This window comes from Leucobacter manosquensis (assembly GCF_018304845.1).
GTDB classification, from domain to species: domain Bacteria; phylum Actinomycetota; class Actinomycetes; order Actinomycetales; family Microbacteriaceae; genus Leucobacter; species Leucobacter alluvii.
The window spans coordinates 1,079,588-1,093,520 of sequence record NZ_JAFEVO010000001.1; the positions used below are offsets into that span (position 1 = coordinate 1,079,588).

General features: G+C 67.5%; 10 protein-coding genes. 7 read left to right on the top strand and 3 right to left on the bottom strand.

What is annotated here, in order from left to right; all coding sequences use genetic code 11:
- Nucleotides 1–17 precede the first annotated feature (17 nt).
- Nucleotides 18–1,538 carry an APC family permease gene (locus JSQ98_RS04975; protein ID WP_090150070.1) on the bottom strand — a complete coding sequence of 507 codons (1,521 nt, stop codon included), beginning with the start codon at nucleotides 1,536–1,538 and terminating at the stop codon, nucleotides 18–20.
- Nucleotides 1,539–1,793: 255 nt separating this feature from the next.
- Between JSQ98_RS04975 and JSQ98_RS04980 the strand changes: the two genes are divergently transcribed.
- Together JSQ98_RS04980 and JSQ98_RS04985 are read left to right on the top strand one after the other, a co-directional pair.
- Entirely contained in the window at nucleotides 1,794–3,152 is a 1,359-nt protein-coding gene (locus JSQ98_RS04980; protein ID WP_090150074.1) for an NAD-dependent succinate-semialdehyde dehydrogenase, read from the top strand.
- A 194-nt stretch (nucleotides 3,153–3,346) separates the two neighbouring features.
- Nucleotides 3,347–4,801, top strand: coding sequence for an APC family permease (locus tag JSQ98_RS04985; RefSeq protein WP_211648613.1), 1,455 nt, complete (start codon nucleotides 3,347–3,349; stop codon nucleotides 4,799–4,801).
- Here JSQ98_RS04985 and JSQ98_RS04990 read toward each other — a convergent pair.
- The gene (locus JSQ98_RS04990; protein WP_211648614.1) at nucleotides 4,792–6,699 is read right to left on the bottom strand and encodes an FAD-dependent monooxygenase; all 1,908 of its coding nucleotides are present in this window, start codon (nucleotides 6,697–6,699) and stop codon (nucleotides 4,792–4,794) included. The genes JSQ98_RS04985 and JSQ98_RS04990 overlap by 10 nt on opposite strands.
- 143 nt (nucleotides 6,700–6,842) lie before the next feature.
- Here JSQ98_RS04990 and JSQ98_RS04995 point away from each other — a divergent pair, with 143 nt between their 5' ends.
- Together JSQ98_RS04995 and JSQ98_RS05000 are read left to right on the top strand one after the other, a co-directional pair.
- The gene (locus tag JSQ98_RS04995; protein WP_090150084.1) at nucleotides 6,843–7,559 is read left to right on the top strand and encodes an IclR family transcriptional regulator; all 717 of its coding nucleotides are present in this window, start codon (nucleotides 6,843–6,845) and stop codon (nucleotides 7,557–7,559) included.
- Nucleotides 7,560–7,719: 160 nt separating this feature from the next.
- Nucleotides 7,720–9,561, top strand: coding sequence for a thiamine pyrophosphate-binding protein (locus tag JSQ98_RS05000; protein WP_211648615.1), 1,842 nt, complete (start codon nucleotides 7,720–7,722; stop codon nucleotides 9,559–9,561).
- Nucleotides 9,562–9,705: 144 nt separating this feature from the next.
- Here the strand turns inward: JSQ98_RS05000 and JSQ98_RS05005 are convergent, their stop codons facing one another.
- Entirely contained in the window at nucleotides 9,706–10,341 is a 636-nt protein-coding gene (locus JSQ98_RS05005; RefSeq protein ID WP_090150117.1) for a TetR family transcriptional regulator, read from the bottom strand.
- A 117-nt stretch (nucleotides 10,342–10,458) separates the two neighbouring features.
- On the opposite strand from JSQ98_RS05005, the gene JSQ98_RS05010 reads away from it, so the two are divergent.
- The 3 genes from JSQ98_RS05010 to JSQ98_RS05020 all read left to right on the top strand — a co-directional run bounded on the left by JSQ98_RS05010 (nucleotide 10,459) and on the right by JSQ98_RS05020 (nucleotide 13,857).
- Nucleotides 10,459–11,460, top strand: a complete 1,002-nt coding sequence (locus JSQ98_RS05010; protein WP_211648617.1) for a phosphotransferase enzyme family protein — start codon at nucleotides 10,459–10,461, stop codon at nucleotides 11,458–11,460.
- A 47-nt stretch (nucleotides 11,461–11,507) separates the two neighbouring features.
- The gene (locus JSQ98_RS05015; protein WP_211648619.1) at nucleotides 11,508–12,782 is read left to right on the top strand and encodes an aspartate aminotransferase family protein; all 1,275 of its coding nucleotides are present in this window, start codon (nucleotides 11,508–11,510) and stop codon (nucleotides 12,780–12,782) included.
- A gap of 112 nt (nucleotides 12,783–12,894) precedes the next feature.
- Nucleotides 12,895–13,857: an AraC-like ligand-binding domain-containing protein gene (locus JSQ98_RS05020; RefSeq protein ID WP_211648620.1), complete on the top strand. Its 963-nt coding sequence runs from the start codon at nucleotides 12,895–12,897 to the stop codon at nucleotides 13,855–13,857.
- Nucleotides 13,858–13,933: the final 76 nt, after the last annotated feature.

Here is a 13,933-nt window from a genome sequence, read left to right on the forward strand (position 1 = left end):
TCGTAACGGATCCGGTGCTATTCGTCCGGAACGAGGATCGGCGTCTCCCGATTCAGGCTCTCGCCGCGGAAGAACGGCTTCGCCGCGGGTCGCAGCGACCAGATGCCCATCAGCACGAATCCGAGCAAGAGGGCCCCGACGCCGATGACGAAGGCGCCGCCGATACCGAAGATGACGGTGTAGCTGTAGTCGACGCTGATCATGTCGATGCACGACTGCACGAAGGCGTACGCGAGCATCAGCCCGCCGAGGACGGGCAGGATGCCGCGCATCCAGAGGTTGCGCGCGCTGTCTCGGAGGGTGTCGCGGAAGTACCAGGCGCACGCGAACGACGTGATGGCGTAGTAGAGCGCGACCGCGAGACCCATCGACGTGAGCGAATCGGCGAGCATGTCTTCCGAGAGGATGGACATGCCGACGTAGTACACGATGGCTGCAGCGCCCATGACGGTGGTCGAGAACCACGGCGTCTTGAACTTCGGATGGAGATCCGCGAACTTCGCCGGCAGCGCCCGGTAGACGGCCATCGAGAGGGTGCCTCGAGCCGTGGGAAGGATCGTGGTCTGGGTCGACGACGCCGCCGAGAGCATGACGCCGAGCAGCAGGAACCAGCCCCACGGCCCGAAGAGGGCGCCGCCGAGCACGGTGAAGACATCGTCGAGGTTCGCCTCGTTCGTGAGACCGAAGCCGGTGTCGCCGAACCCGGCGAACATCATGACGGCGACGGAGATGCCGACGTAGAGCACGATGAGCACGACGATCGTCGAGATCGCCGCGCGGCCCGGCGTCTTACGGGGGTTCTTGGTCTCCTCGTTCAGCGCGAGGCACGTGTCCCAGCCCCAGTAGATGAAGAGTGCGAGCAGCACGGCTTCCATGAACCCCGACCAGGAGGTGAGTTCGGCCGGGTTGAACCACTGCCAGTCGAACGCGACGGATCCGGCGTTGCTGCCGTCGAGCGAGTGCACGAGGGCGAGCACGCCGAAGAGCAGCATGGCGACGATCTGGATGGTCATGAGCACCATCTGCAGCTTCTCGCCGATCTGCACGCCGATCGTGCTGATGAAGGTCATGAGCGCCATGAAGACCACCGAAGTCGCCACCACGATGACCCGGTTGTCGGCGAATTCCTCGTTCCCGAGCAGCAACCAGAAGTACTTGCCGGTGATCTCGCCGACGTTGGCGAGCACCATGACGGCGGAGACCGCCACGGCCCAGCCGCCGATCCATCCGGTGACCGGCCCGAACGCCTTGGCGCCCCAGACGAAGGTCGTGCCGCAGTCCGGCATCTCGCGATTGAGCTCTTGATAGGCGAACGCGGCGAAGACCATCGGGATGCAGGCCACGACGAACACGAGCGGGGCTTGCGCGCCGACGGCGAGAATCACGTATCCGAGCGTCGCCGCCAGCGAGTAGAGCGGCGCGGTCGAGGCGAGTCCGATGATCGTCGAACCGACGACTCCGAGCGCGTTCTGGTTCAGGCCTTTGCCGACGTGGATGTGCCCGGTGTCGGTGGCGTTGCTGAGCGTGTGTTTCGCCAAAGCGAATCCTCCTCTATGAGGTCGGGGGTGCGACAGCGATCATCCTATAGGTGCGGCGGCCCGTTGAGACGGATCGCGCCTCGGGTCGCGAGCGCAACGGAATCCGCAGCTCCGCCGCCGATCCACTTCCGAAATCGTCGGCGAGTACCCGGTGAATTCGCATGATTCGATCCTCTCGGGCGGTAGTGCTCACGACCGCCGATGTGGGAGACTGGGCGTGCACAACACCGACGATCACTAAGGAGTGAGTCACCTATGAGCACGTTCGCCGTCATCAATCCGGCTACGGGCGAGACAGTCGCCGAGTACCCCGACGCGACCACCGAGGAGATCGAAGCCTCGCTCGCGTCGGCGCAGGAGACGTACCAGAACTGGTCGCGCAAGACCACCGTCGCCGAGCGCGCAGCGCTCGCCCATCGCGCAGCGGAGCTGTTCGAGGAGCGCAAGGAGGAGCTCGGCGCGATCATCAACCGCGAGATGGGCAAGCCCCTCGATCAGTCGATCGGCGAGGCCGAGTTCTCGGGCGCCATCAGCGCAGCGTTCGCCGCCAACGCCGAGAAGTGGCTCGCCGATGAGCAGCTCGAGGTCGAGGACGGGCTGAAGAGCTTCTTCCGCTTCCAGGGCACGGGCGTGATCCTCGGCATCATGCCGTGGAACTACCCCTACTACCAGGTCGCGCGCTTCGCGGTGCCGAACCTCATTCTCGGCAACACCGTCATTCTGAAGCACGCTGCGCAGTGCCCCGAGTCGGCACTCGCGCTCGAGCAGCTCTTCCTCGACGCCGGGTTCCCCAAGGGCGCCTACGTCAACGTCTTCGCGACGCACGAGCAGATCGAGGACATCATCGCCGACGATCGCATTCAGGGCGTCTCGCTGACCGGCTCGGAGCGCGCAGGCGCGATCGTGGCCGAGCAGGCCGGGCGCGCGCTGAAGAAGTGCGTGCTCGAGCTGGGCGGCTCCGATGTGTTCCTGGTGCTCGACACGGATGATCTCGATCACGCGGTCGAGCACGCGGTCGGCGGGCGCATGGAGAACACGGGTCAGGCGTGCAACGGCTCGAAGCGCATCGTCGTCATCGATTCGCTGTTCGACGAGTTCGCCGAGAAGTACAAGGCGGCCATCGCCGGCCAGTCCTACGAGGCCGGCGACTTCGGCCCGCTCTCCTCGGCGGGCGCGACGAAGACGCTCACCTCGCAGGTGCAGGGCGCGATCGAGCAGGGCGCTGAGGTGCTCGTCGGCGACAACACGCCCGATGGCAACCTCTACACCCCGTCGATCCTCACCAACATCACCCCGTCGATGGACGTGTACAGCCAGGAGCTGTTCGGCCCGGTTGCGCAGCTCTACAAGGTCTCGAGCGACCAGGAGGCGATCGATCTCGCGAACTCCTCGCCGTACGGCCTGGGTTCCGTCATCATCTGCGACGACCTCGAGCGCGCCGAGCAGGTGGGCAACCAGCTCGACGTCGGCATGGTCTTCATCGGCGGCGCCGGCCTCGAGGGCGCGGATGTGCCCTTCGGCGGCGTGAAGAAGTCGGGCTACGGCCGCGAGCTCGGCAAGGTGGGCATGCTCGAATTCGCGAACAAGAAGCTCTTCCGCTTCGCCGCGAAGTAACTCGCGTTCGACGTACTGAGGCCCCGGAATCCAGCTGGATTCCGGGGCCTCAGTTCGTGCCCGCGCCACTCGATCGCGCCCAGCACCCGCGCGATCGATCCTGCGCGGTACAGTAGGCGCACATCGTTCCCGGGGCGCGGGCGCCGGCGAACGACTGCACGTCATCACGACCACGACGCACGACGGGAATCATCATGGCGCAGTTGAACACTGAAGCCGTCGCTTCGATCGGCGACGATCCAAGAGAGCACGGCACCGGCCTCAAACGGGTCATCGGACCGAAGCTGCTCCTGCTCCTCATCATCGGCGATATCATCGGCGCCGGCATCTTCGCCATCACCGGCCGAGTCGCCGGTCAGGTGGGGGGCGTCGCCTGGCTCCCGTTCCTCCTCGCCTTCGTGATCGCGACGCTCACAGCGTTCTCGTACCTCGAACTCGTCACGAAGTACCCGCAGGCCGCGGGCGCTGCCCTCTACGCGCACAAGGCGTTCCGAGTGCACTTCGTCACCTTCATCATCGCCTTCGCGGTGGCGTCCTCAGGAATCACGAGCGCGGCGACATCGGCCACCCTGGTGGGCAAGAACCTCCTCATCGGCATGGGGCAGTTCTTCGATGGCGTACCGCAAGACGCCACGGCGACGATGTTCGCGGCGATCGCCATCATCCTCGTGCTCGCGCTCATCAACCTGCGGGGCGTCGGCGAGAGCGTGAAGTTCAATCTCGTGCTCACGCTGGTGACCATCGCGATCATGGCGGTGATCATCCTCATCGGGATCATCGCGATCGTGCAGGGCAACGGCGACGTCTCGCGTCTCGTCGTCTTCGAGACCCCCGGGGACCGCGGCGCGTTCGCAGCTGTGACGATGGCGACCGCGATCGCGTTCTTCGCAATGGTGGGATTCGAGGATTCGGTGAACCTCGTCGAGGAGTGCAAGGATCCCCAGCGCGACTTCCCCAGGATCATGCTGACGGGCCTCGGCATCTGCGCGATCGTCTACATGCTCGTGGCGGTGACCGTCATCATGGTCATCCCGCCAGGAGACCTGCTCAACCCGAAGAACCCCGACGCCGGCATCCTCCTCGACGTGGTCCGCATCGGGGCGCCGGGCATTCCCGTCGACGCCATCTTCCCGTTCCTCACCGTGTTCGCAGTGGTCAACACCGCACTCATCAACATGCTCATGGCGAGTCGCCTGCTCTACGGCATGGCGAAGCAGGACGTACTGCCGAAGGTGCTCAGCAAGGTGCTGCCGAAGCGTCGCTCGCCCTGGGTCGCGATCCTCTTCAGCACCCTGCTCGCCGTGGGCCTGGTCGTCTACGTGAACCTGAACTCGGATGACGGCATCGTCGGCGCACTCGGCGGCACCACCGGTCTCCTGCTGCTCTGCGTCTTCGCCGTCGTCAACATCGCGCTCCTCGTGCTGCGTCGAGAACCGAGGGTCGAGGGCGGCTTCCGCGCGCCGACGGTGATCCCGATCCTCGGCGCCGCGCTGTCGCTCTTCCTGGTCGGCCCCTGGGCGAGGAGTGTCGAGGACTGGATCCAGTACGAGATCGCCGGTCTGCTCCTCGCGATCGGCGTGGGGCTCTGGGTGCTGACCTGGGCGGGTACCACCATCAGCCGGAGGCGGAAGCTGGCTCGTCAGAGCTGAGGCAGGAACGTCCCGCTCAAGAACTCCGCGAGCTCGTCCGTCGCGGTGAGCGGCAGCACCGTCGAGACGTATTGATCGGGTCGCACGACGACGATGGCCCCGTCACGGCTGACGCCCCGTGCCTCGAAGATGTCGTCATCGGGATGGGCGGCGTAGATCTTCTCGTAGTCCGTCAGCCCGAACGGACCGGATGCGGGCAGGAACAGTCGTGAGACCCGCGCGATATCGACCTCGTGGTGATGCTGTTGGAAGACCGCTTTCACATCGAACACGGAGTCGAGGTCCGCACCCTCCGGGGTGAAGCGCGCGAGCGGCGACTCGGCTGCTTCGAGCATCCACTTCGCCCACTCGTCGAGCTTGGTGCCGTCGACGTCGGCGAATGCGTAAATGCGGAAGCGCCCATCCGCCCGGTGATGATGACCGAGGTGCACGTCGACCGCGTCGGCCACCCGCGTGGTGAGCACCGACTTGAAACGCTTGCCGATCGCGAACCCGCTCGCGAGCTCCTGATGCGCATCGGTCCCGACGAGGATCGAGTCGGTGTACTGGGTCATGAAGCCTGCAGGGAACTCGGCGGTCTGCACGTAAAACTCGGCCACTTCGTCGGGGGACGCGAACTCCTCCGGCTTCTTCGCCATCAGGGTCGACCACTGGTGATCGAAGTCGATGAGATTCTTCGACGTCACCCAGCGCTCGTCCGAGTAGGTCTTGAGCAGCGACTCCGGGCTGCGCCCCTCGAGCACGTACCCGAGCTTCCACCCGAGATTCCAGCCGTCCTGCATCGAGACGTTCATGCCCTGCCCGGCCTTCGCGCTGTGCGTGTGGCACGCATCGCCCATCAGGAAGACGCGTCCCTTGCCGTCGGGCGAAGTCGCAGCGTCGTCGAACCGGTCGGTGAGGCGGTGCGCCACTTCGTACACGCTGTGCCACGGCACGTCGCGCACGTCGAGCGTGTACGGATGGAGGATCGCGTTCGCCCTGGCGATGATCTCGTCGAGCGACGTGCCGCGCACCTTGCCGGCGTCGTGCTCATCGGTCTCTCCGAGGTCGACATAGATGCGCGCCAGGTGGTTGCCCTCGCGCGGGATGTGGAGAATGCTGCCGGCTGCCGAATGGATGATGCACTTCTTGCGGAAGTCGGGGAAGTCGGTCACGGCGAGCACGTCCATGACGCCCCAGGCGCGCAGCGACGAGGATCCGGCGAGTGACCCGCCGATCGAGCGCCGCACCGAGGAGCGGGCGCCGTCCGCGCCGACGACGTACTTCGCGTGGACCACCAGGGTCTCCCCCTCGTCGTCGCCCTCCTTCGCGGCGTTGATTCCCGCGCCGGTGAACCCGGAGATCTTCCGGAGCGTCACGGTGACGGGATAGTCGCCGTCTCCCGTCACCTCGAGGTCGACGAACTCGTACCCGTAGTCGATGTCGCCTCGGGCGGGCGCGCGCCGCGCGTACTCCGCGAAGTAATCGATCACCCGGGCCTGGTTGACGATGAGGTGCGGGAACTCGCTGATGCCCTTCGGATCGTCGGGCGTGATGGAGCTGCGCACGATGTTCTCGGGATTCTCGGGATCCGGACTCCAGAAGTCGGTCTCAGTGATGCGATACGCCTCCTGGATGATCTGCTGGGCGAAGCCGAATGCCTGGAACGTCTCGACGCTGCGCGCTTGGATGCCATCGGCCTGACCGAGCACGAGCCGTCCGTCGCGGCGCTCGACGACGCGCGTCACGACGTTCGGGAACTGGGCCAGCTGGGCCGCCGTGACGATGCCGGCGGGGCCGGAGCCGACGATCAGCACATCGATCTGCTCGGGCAGGTCGACGGGACGGTCGACGCCGACGCCAGCGGCCGGAAGGATGCGCGGATCGGTCGAGACGTACCCGTGGTGATGGAACTGCACTGTTTCTCCTCACTCGCCGCAGCCAGCGCCGCGGTACGTGTTCACTAAGTGAACACTCAGTCTGAATACTGCACACTTAGAATATGTGCGTCTCCGCTCATGCGCAATACGTGCCCGCCGGAGAATCCGACAGAATAGGAGTCATGACCTCCGCGAGCGAAGCCGGAACGACCGCCGGCTCCCAGACACTGTCGCGCGGCCTGCGCGCGCTCGAACTGCTCGCCGAGGCGGAATCCCCGATGTCGATCGCCGACCTCGCCGCAGGTCTCGAGGTGCACCGCTCGAATGCCTACCGGATCCTGCGCACCCTCGAGCAGCACCGCTTCGTGGCGCGCGACGAGGCCGGCCTGATCCGCCTCGGCCCGAAACTCACCGTGCTCGCCCGCGGCGTGGCCCCGGCGCTGCACACCGCCGCCATGCCGGTGATCACCGAGCTCGCCTACGAGCTCGGCATGACCACGTTCGTCACGGTGCTCGACGCGGACGAGGTGGTGACCCTCGTGACCGCCGAACCGTCGAACGTCGCCGCCACCATCGCCCGAAACCCGGGTGTGCGGCACCCGCTGCATCGCGGCGCCCCCGGCCACGCCATCGAATCGTCGCTCACCCGCGCTGAGCGGAAAGCGTACCTCGGCGACCCCGAGATGAGCCGGGCCGGCAGCGAGGCGCGACGCAAGGGCTACGCGCTCAGCCGCGCAGAGGTCATCGACGACGTCACCGGCATCGCCGTGCCGCTGCGCATCGCCGGCGAGCCCCCTGCAGCGATCGCCGTCGTGCATTTCAAGGTCCCCGAGACGATCGGCGAGGTCGTCGACGCCCTGCAGGAAGCGGCAGAGCGGATCGCGCAGAGCTACCGGTGAGCGGGAGCGCTCACTAAGATGAAGAGGTCCAGCTCGGTCGGGTTTCCGCCGGCCCTGCCGGGGAAGGCGCTCGAAAAAGGGGCGCTGCTGCCGGAGCGATGCCGCCCGGCGAGACATACACGGTTCCCTGTATTTCGAGTACCCTCCCGAAGGACCTGTCATGTCTCACACCACCCTGGTGCGCGCACTCGCGACCGCACTCGCCCCCCACTCCCGCCTGATGTTCGGCTTGATGGGCAACGGCAACGCCCACCTCATCGAACAGCTCGGCGAACTCGGCCTCAAGTACGTCGCCGTGCGCCACGAAGCCGGCACGGTCGCCGCCGCTGACGCGTACACGCGCGTCAGCGGGGAGCTGGCCATCGCCACCACCACGTACGGCGCCGGTTTCACGAATGCGCTCACCGCGCTCGCCGAGGCGGCTCAGGCTCGCACGCCGATGCTCGTCGTCGTCGGAGATGCACCGAGCACCGGGCCGCGCCCGTGGGATGTGGATCAGGAGATGCTGGCGGCGGCCCTCGGCATCCGCACGCACACGCTCTCGGTGACCAACATCGCGCGGACGGTGGAACGCGCAGTGACCTACGCGCTGCGCGTTCGGCGCCCGGTCGTGCTCGCCATCCCCTACGATCTCGTCGGTGTGGAGGTCGCCGGCGCGGTCGATTCCAGTGCGGCATCCGCGCCTGGAGCGGAAGCGCAGGGCATCGACCTCGCCGATCCCGCGGTGCTCGCCGCCCTATCCGCTTCCGTGTCCGGGGCGGAGCCGTCTGCGCAGAGCACCGGCTCCCTGGCTTCGGCGCCCGCCACTCCCTCGCCCGCCCCGGCTCCCGTCTCCCGTCCCGCAGACCATCAGATCGAACTCGCGGTGGTCGCCCTCCTCGAAGCCGAGCGCCCCCTCGTCATCGCGGGCCACGGCGCGCACGTGTCGGGAGCCTCAGCCGAGCTCGGGAGCATCGCGTCGGCGCTCGGCGCACTGACCTCCACGACGGCGCTCGGCCGAGGCATCTTCCCCGAAACGGCGTTCGACCTCGGCGTCACTGGCGGTTTCGGCCAGCAGCGGGCCATGAGCGTCGTCGAGACGGCAGACGTCGTGCTCGTCGTCGGAGCGAGCCTGAACCAGTTCACCATGCGGTTCGGCGATCTGTTCGGCGCCGGCACCACCGTGATTCGCGTCGATGCCGAGCAGGTCGCCCCTCCGAGGACGAATCGTCCCATCTCGCACCAGCTGCTGCAGGGCGATGCCCGTGACATCCTGGACCGGTTGCTCGCGGGAATCGCGGCGGTGCGCGACGTTTCGGGGAGCTCGGCGGGCGGCTGGCGCACGACGGTCGCGGGGCTCGAACCGGGAGGCGCACTGCGCGAGCGCAGCACCGGTGTCGTCGACGGTGTGTGCGCAGACGGCAGGCTCGATCCTCGCGCCGTCGCCGCGCGCATCGGCGCACTGCTGCCGGCGGAGCGTCACGTGACCACCGACGGCGGTCACTTCCTCGGCTGGGCGAACATGTACTGGCCGGTCGCCGCTCCGGAGCGCATGATCATGGTCGGCACCGCCTATCAGACCATCGGCCTCGGCTTCTCGACGGTCGCGGGCGTCGCTGCGGCGGTCCCCGGCACGACGACCGTGCTCAGCACCGGCGACGGCGGCGGGCTCATGGCCCTCGCCGATCTCGAAACCGCGATCCGCACGGCGTCCAGCTGCATCATCGTGGTGTGGAACGACGGCGCGTACGGAGCGGAGGTGCATCTCTACGGCGAGCTGGGCCTCGATCAGGAACCGATGCTGATCTCCGACGTGGACTTCGCGGGTGTCGCCTCCGCGCTCGGCGCGACAGGGGTGCGCGTGCGCACGCTGGCGGACCTCGACACTCTGCGCACGTGGACCGAAGCGGGCGCCTATGGAACGCTCCTGCTCGACTGCCGCGTCTCGCGCAGCGTCGTCGCCGAGTATCAGCGGGAGATTCAGCGCGTGAACGGCATCGACGTTCCGGCTGAGACCGAATAGTCAGGCGCATTGTGCGAGCGATCCGCGTTCTGCAAGTCGACCCAGACGGGAATGAACTTGCGGATCCCGGATCGCTTGCAGAACGGGGATCCACTGTTCGACGCCGGTGCTCGCGACGTGGGTACCGGGAGCGAGGGGCGAGGGTCAGCCGGCGGCCAGGCCGTCGATGAGGCGCGTGAACGCGGCGAAGTACGTCGTCGACCCCGACGGTGTCGACGCGATGCCGATCGCCGATTCCCGGAGGGCGCCGACGAGCAGTACCGCCGTCGCCCGCGCGTCGACCTCCGCGCTGACGGCTCCGCCGCGCTGCGCCGCGAGGAGGGTGTCGCCGATCATCGCCGCGCTCGCACCCGAGCCGATGCCGCGCTCGGCCCCATCGACGACGAGCGTCGGTCCGGACACGTTGTAGAAGTGCCCGAGCCGCGCATCGGCGGCGAGATCGAACATGGCGCTCGCGTGCGCCAAGAGGCTCTCCCGCCAGTCGTTCGCAGCGGCGGCGGCGGCGCGCGTCCGCTCCACGAGCTCGCGCCCCAGCCTGGCGTAGGCATCGCGGAGCAGCGCGTCCCTCCCGCCGGGATAATGCGCGTACACGGTTCCCCTGGAGATGCCCGACACCTCTGACACCCGCTCGATCGTAGCGTCGGGGAGGCCGCCCTCGGCGATGATCTCGAGTACCGCATCGACGAGCTCGTGGCGGGTGCGCTCCTGTCTCCGCTCGCGAAGGCTGCGGCGATCAGGCGACTGCTCAGGGGCGTTCGAGGCGGATGGTGCTGTGCTCACGGAGACCAGTCTACAAAGGCGCCGGCGAGTCTTGTGGACGCAGCGTTCAGTTTCTATACTCGGAGTACAGATTGCGGTGGTCCGTCGATTCCGGCCCGCCCGGACGAGAGGACCCCGATGACCACCGTGACGCTCGAGATCGCCGAGGGCCTCGCCCGCGAAGCCATCACCGTCTGGGGTTTCGACGCCGCCACGCACCTGGAGCTCTTGAAGAACCGTGAGAACTTCGTCTACCGATTCGACTCCGATCATCGGCCGTACGTGGTGCGCGTGCACCGGCAGGGCTACCACTCCGACGCGGAGCTCGGGTGCGAACTCGACTTCGTCCGCGCATTGCACGCTGAAGGCGTCGCGGTGCCCGAGTTCATCGCCGCGCCAGACGGGAGCGGCTTCGTCGTGGTCGGCGCCGAGAGCGCAGTGGGGCCGCATCAGGTCGACGTGCAGCGCCTGATCCCGAACCGGGGCATGTTCGGCGACGAGCGCACCGCGGTCGCCGGCACCGCAGATCTCGAGCCCTCCGATTTCACCGCACTGGGACGCCTGATCGGGGAGCTCCACGCCGCCACCGAGCGCTCCGGCTACGCGATGGCCGTGTCTCGCGACGACTGGGACCTCGAGGGCCTGATCGGCAGCGAACCGGCCTGGGGCGATCCTCTCGGGCTCACCGAGCTGGTGGGAGACGAGCGCGCGACCGTCTCTCGCGCGATCGAACGCGTACGCGGGCAGATCACCGCCTACGGCACCCCTCCGCATCGATTCGGCCCGATCCACGCCGACCTCACCCCCGAGAACGTGCTGCGGACGGAGACTGGTCTGGTGGTCATCGACTTCGACGACTTCGCGGCCGGCTGGCACCTGTTCGACCTCGCCACCGCGCTCTACTTCTACACGCCGCACCCGCGCGCCGCCGACTACCGTTCCGCGCTGTTCGCCGGCTACGAGGCCGTGCGTCCACTCGACGAGGCCGACCACGAGGTGTTCCCGGCGATCCTCCTCGCTCGCGGACTCACCTACCTCGGCTGGTCGGCGGATCGTCGCGGCGAACCGACTGCCGAATGGCACGCGCGCACTGTGCTGCCGCACGTGGTGCGGCTCGCCGAGGACCTCATCGCCGATTGACGGCCGCACCCGCATCGCCTCCGCCGCTCACACACAGACAGGAACCCATGTCCTCCACCGCAGACCTGCTCGCCCGCCGCAATCGCACCATCGGCCCCTACTCCCCGCTCTTCTACCGCGAACCGCTCCAATTCGTCGCCGCCAAGGGCGTCTGGTTCACCGAGGCCTCGGGCGACCGGTACCTCGACGGCTACAACAACGTGCCGCACGTCGGCCACGCGAACGAGCGGGTGGTCCGCGCGCTCGCGGATCAAGCCGCGACGCTCAACGTGCACACCCGGTACCTCAACGACCGCGTGATCGACTACTCCGAGCGTCTGCTCGCAACCTTCGCCGACGACCTGGACCGCGTCTTCTTCGGCAACTCGGGTTCGGAGGCGAACGAACTCGCGCTGCGCATCTCGCGCCAGCTCACCGGCGCAACCGGAGTCATCGTCTCCGATTACAGCTACCACGGCACGACCATCGCACTCGCCGAGATGACGACGGGCCTGGAGACTCGCGAGCCGCTCGGAGCCCACGTGCGCGCGATCCGCATTCCCGACCTCGATCGGGATTCCCGGCCGGAGGCCGATGTGCTCGCCGCGACCCTGAGCGAAGTGGACGCAGCGATCGCATCGCTGCAGGAGGCGGGGTTCGGAGTCGCGGCGTGCCTCTTCGATCCGCTCTTCTCGACGGAGGGCATGCCCCGCGTGCCCGAGGGTCTCCTGCCCGAGATCGCATCGCGCGTGCGCGTCGCCGGCGGACTCGTCATCGCGGACGAGGTGCAGAGCGGATTCGGCCGCACCGGATCCCACATGTGGGGCCACGAGCTCACGGCCCTCTCCCCCGATCTCGTCACGATGGGGAAGCCGATGGGCAACGGCCACCCCATGTCGGCCGTGGTCACGAGCGAGCCGGTGCTCGACGCCTTCGGCTCGCGCAACGAGTTCTTCAACACCTTCGCCGGCAACCCGGTCTCGGCCGCGGTGGGCGAGGCCGTGCTGCTCGAAATGGAGGAGCACGGGATGATGGCGAGGGCCCGATCCCTCGGTCGCACCGCACGCGCCCACTTGGACGGTGTGGCTGACAGCTACGACTTCGTGCGAGCCGCGAAGGGCACGGGCATGTTCCTCGGTCTCGACTTCGCGGTCGACGGAGCGCCGGCACCCGAACTGGCGGCGCGGGTCGTCGAGGAGATGAAGGCGCGCAAGGTGCTGATCTCGCGGATCGGCCGGGACCAGAGCGTTCTGAAGGTGCGCCCACCGCTCGCGTTCGGTGAAGCGGAGCTCCCGATCCTCCTCGACGCCTTGGACGCATCGCTCGCGAGCGTTCGAGCCTGAAGGTGTATCCTCTCGAAGTGACACGCCGTGAGCGGTGCGCATCGCAGTGACCCCTCCGGTGCGGGTGCGCCGACCCGAGCACGAACGTCAGCGATGCCGAAGGGATCCTGGAATGAACACTGCAATGACGCAGAGCGAAGCCCTTGCGAACGCCCAGCGCACCCGTGCCGACGACCTCGGAGCGTTCCGGCAGATGGTCGCGTCGTCCTTCGTGCCACTGCGCGTGTCCACGGAGTACGCCGGGCGCTTCTCCGCACGGATGGTGTCGGCCGACGCCGATGACGTGGTCTTCACGGAAGTCGTCGCACGCCCGCACCTCGTCGAGCGCACGCCGGAGACCATCGCTGATGGCGGAAGCGGCTACTACAAGGTGAGCCTCCTGCTGTCTGGGAGCAGCATTCTCGTGCAGGACGGGCGCGAGGTCGTCATGAGCCCCGGAGACCTCTCCGTCTACGACACGTCGCGCCCGTACTCGCTGCTCTTCGGCGAGGAGTTCCGGAACCTCATCATGATGTTCCCGAAGGATCGCGTCGACCTCCCCATCCCGTTCACGGAGCAGCTCACAGCGGTGTCGCTGGGACGCGAGCACAGCGGTCTCGCGCCTGTCGTCACAGCGTTCCTCTCGCAGTTCCCCGCGCAGCTCGCGAACCTCGACGGGCGCGTGCGCGCCAAGCTCGCGCACACGAGTCTCGATCTCATGGGAACCCTGTTCTCGAGCATTCTCGACGCCGACCCAGCGCAGCGCGATCCGCATCAGCTCCTCCTGCAGAAGATCACGGCGTACATCGAGTCGCATCTCGGCGACACCGCTCTCTCCCCCAGCACGATCGCCGCCGCGCACTACATCTCGACGCGACACCTCCATTCCCTCTTCCGCGAAGCCGACACCACGGTGTCGACCTGGATACGCGAGCGTCGACTCGAACGGTGCCGTGCCGATCTGCTGGATCCGGTGCTGCAGGATCGGACCGTCTCGACCATCGCCGCGCGCTGGGGCTTCACCGACGCCGCGCATTTCAGCCGCGTGTTCAAGGCGGCGTTCAACGCCTCGCCCAGCGAGCTGCGACGCGCCTAGCCCGGACTCCCGGCTGGTTCGAGGCCGTTTCGTGACCGTTGTTGTCGCGCAGCGAACGACGGTTGACTGAGACAGA

Coding starts and splice junctions, on each gene's coding strand:
- JSQ98_RS05000 (WP_211648615.1), top strand. CDS start 7,720: ATGTCTCACACCACCCTGGTGCGCGCACTCGCGACCGCACTCGCCCCC.
- JSQ98_RS05010 (WP_211648617.1), top strand. CDS start 10,459: ATGACCACCGTGACGCTCGAGATCGCCGAGGGCCTCGCCCGCGAAGCC.
- JSQ98_RS04980 (WP_090150074.1), top strand. CDS start 1,794: ATGAGCACGTTCGCCGTCATCAATCCGGCTACGGGCGAGACAGTCGCC.
- JSQ98_RS04985 (WP_211648613.1), top strand. CDS start 3,347: ATGGCGCAGTTGAACACTGAAGCCGTCGCTTCGATCGGCGACGATCCA.
- JSQ98_RS05015 (WP_211648619.1), top strand. CDS start 11,508: ATGTCCTCCACCGCAGACCTGCTCGCCCGCCGCAATCGCACCATCGGC.
- JSQ98_RS04995 (WP_090150084.1), top strand. CDS start 6,843: ATGACCTCCGCGAGCGAAGCCGGAACGACCGCCGGCTCCCAGACACTG.
- JSQ98_RS05020 (WP_211648620.1), top strand. CDS start 12,895: ATGAACACTGCAATGACGCAGAGCGAAGCCCTTGCGAACGCCCAGCGC.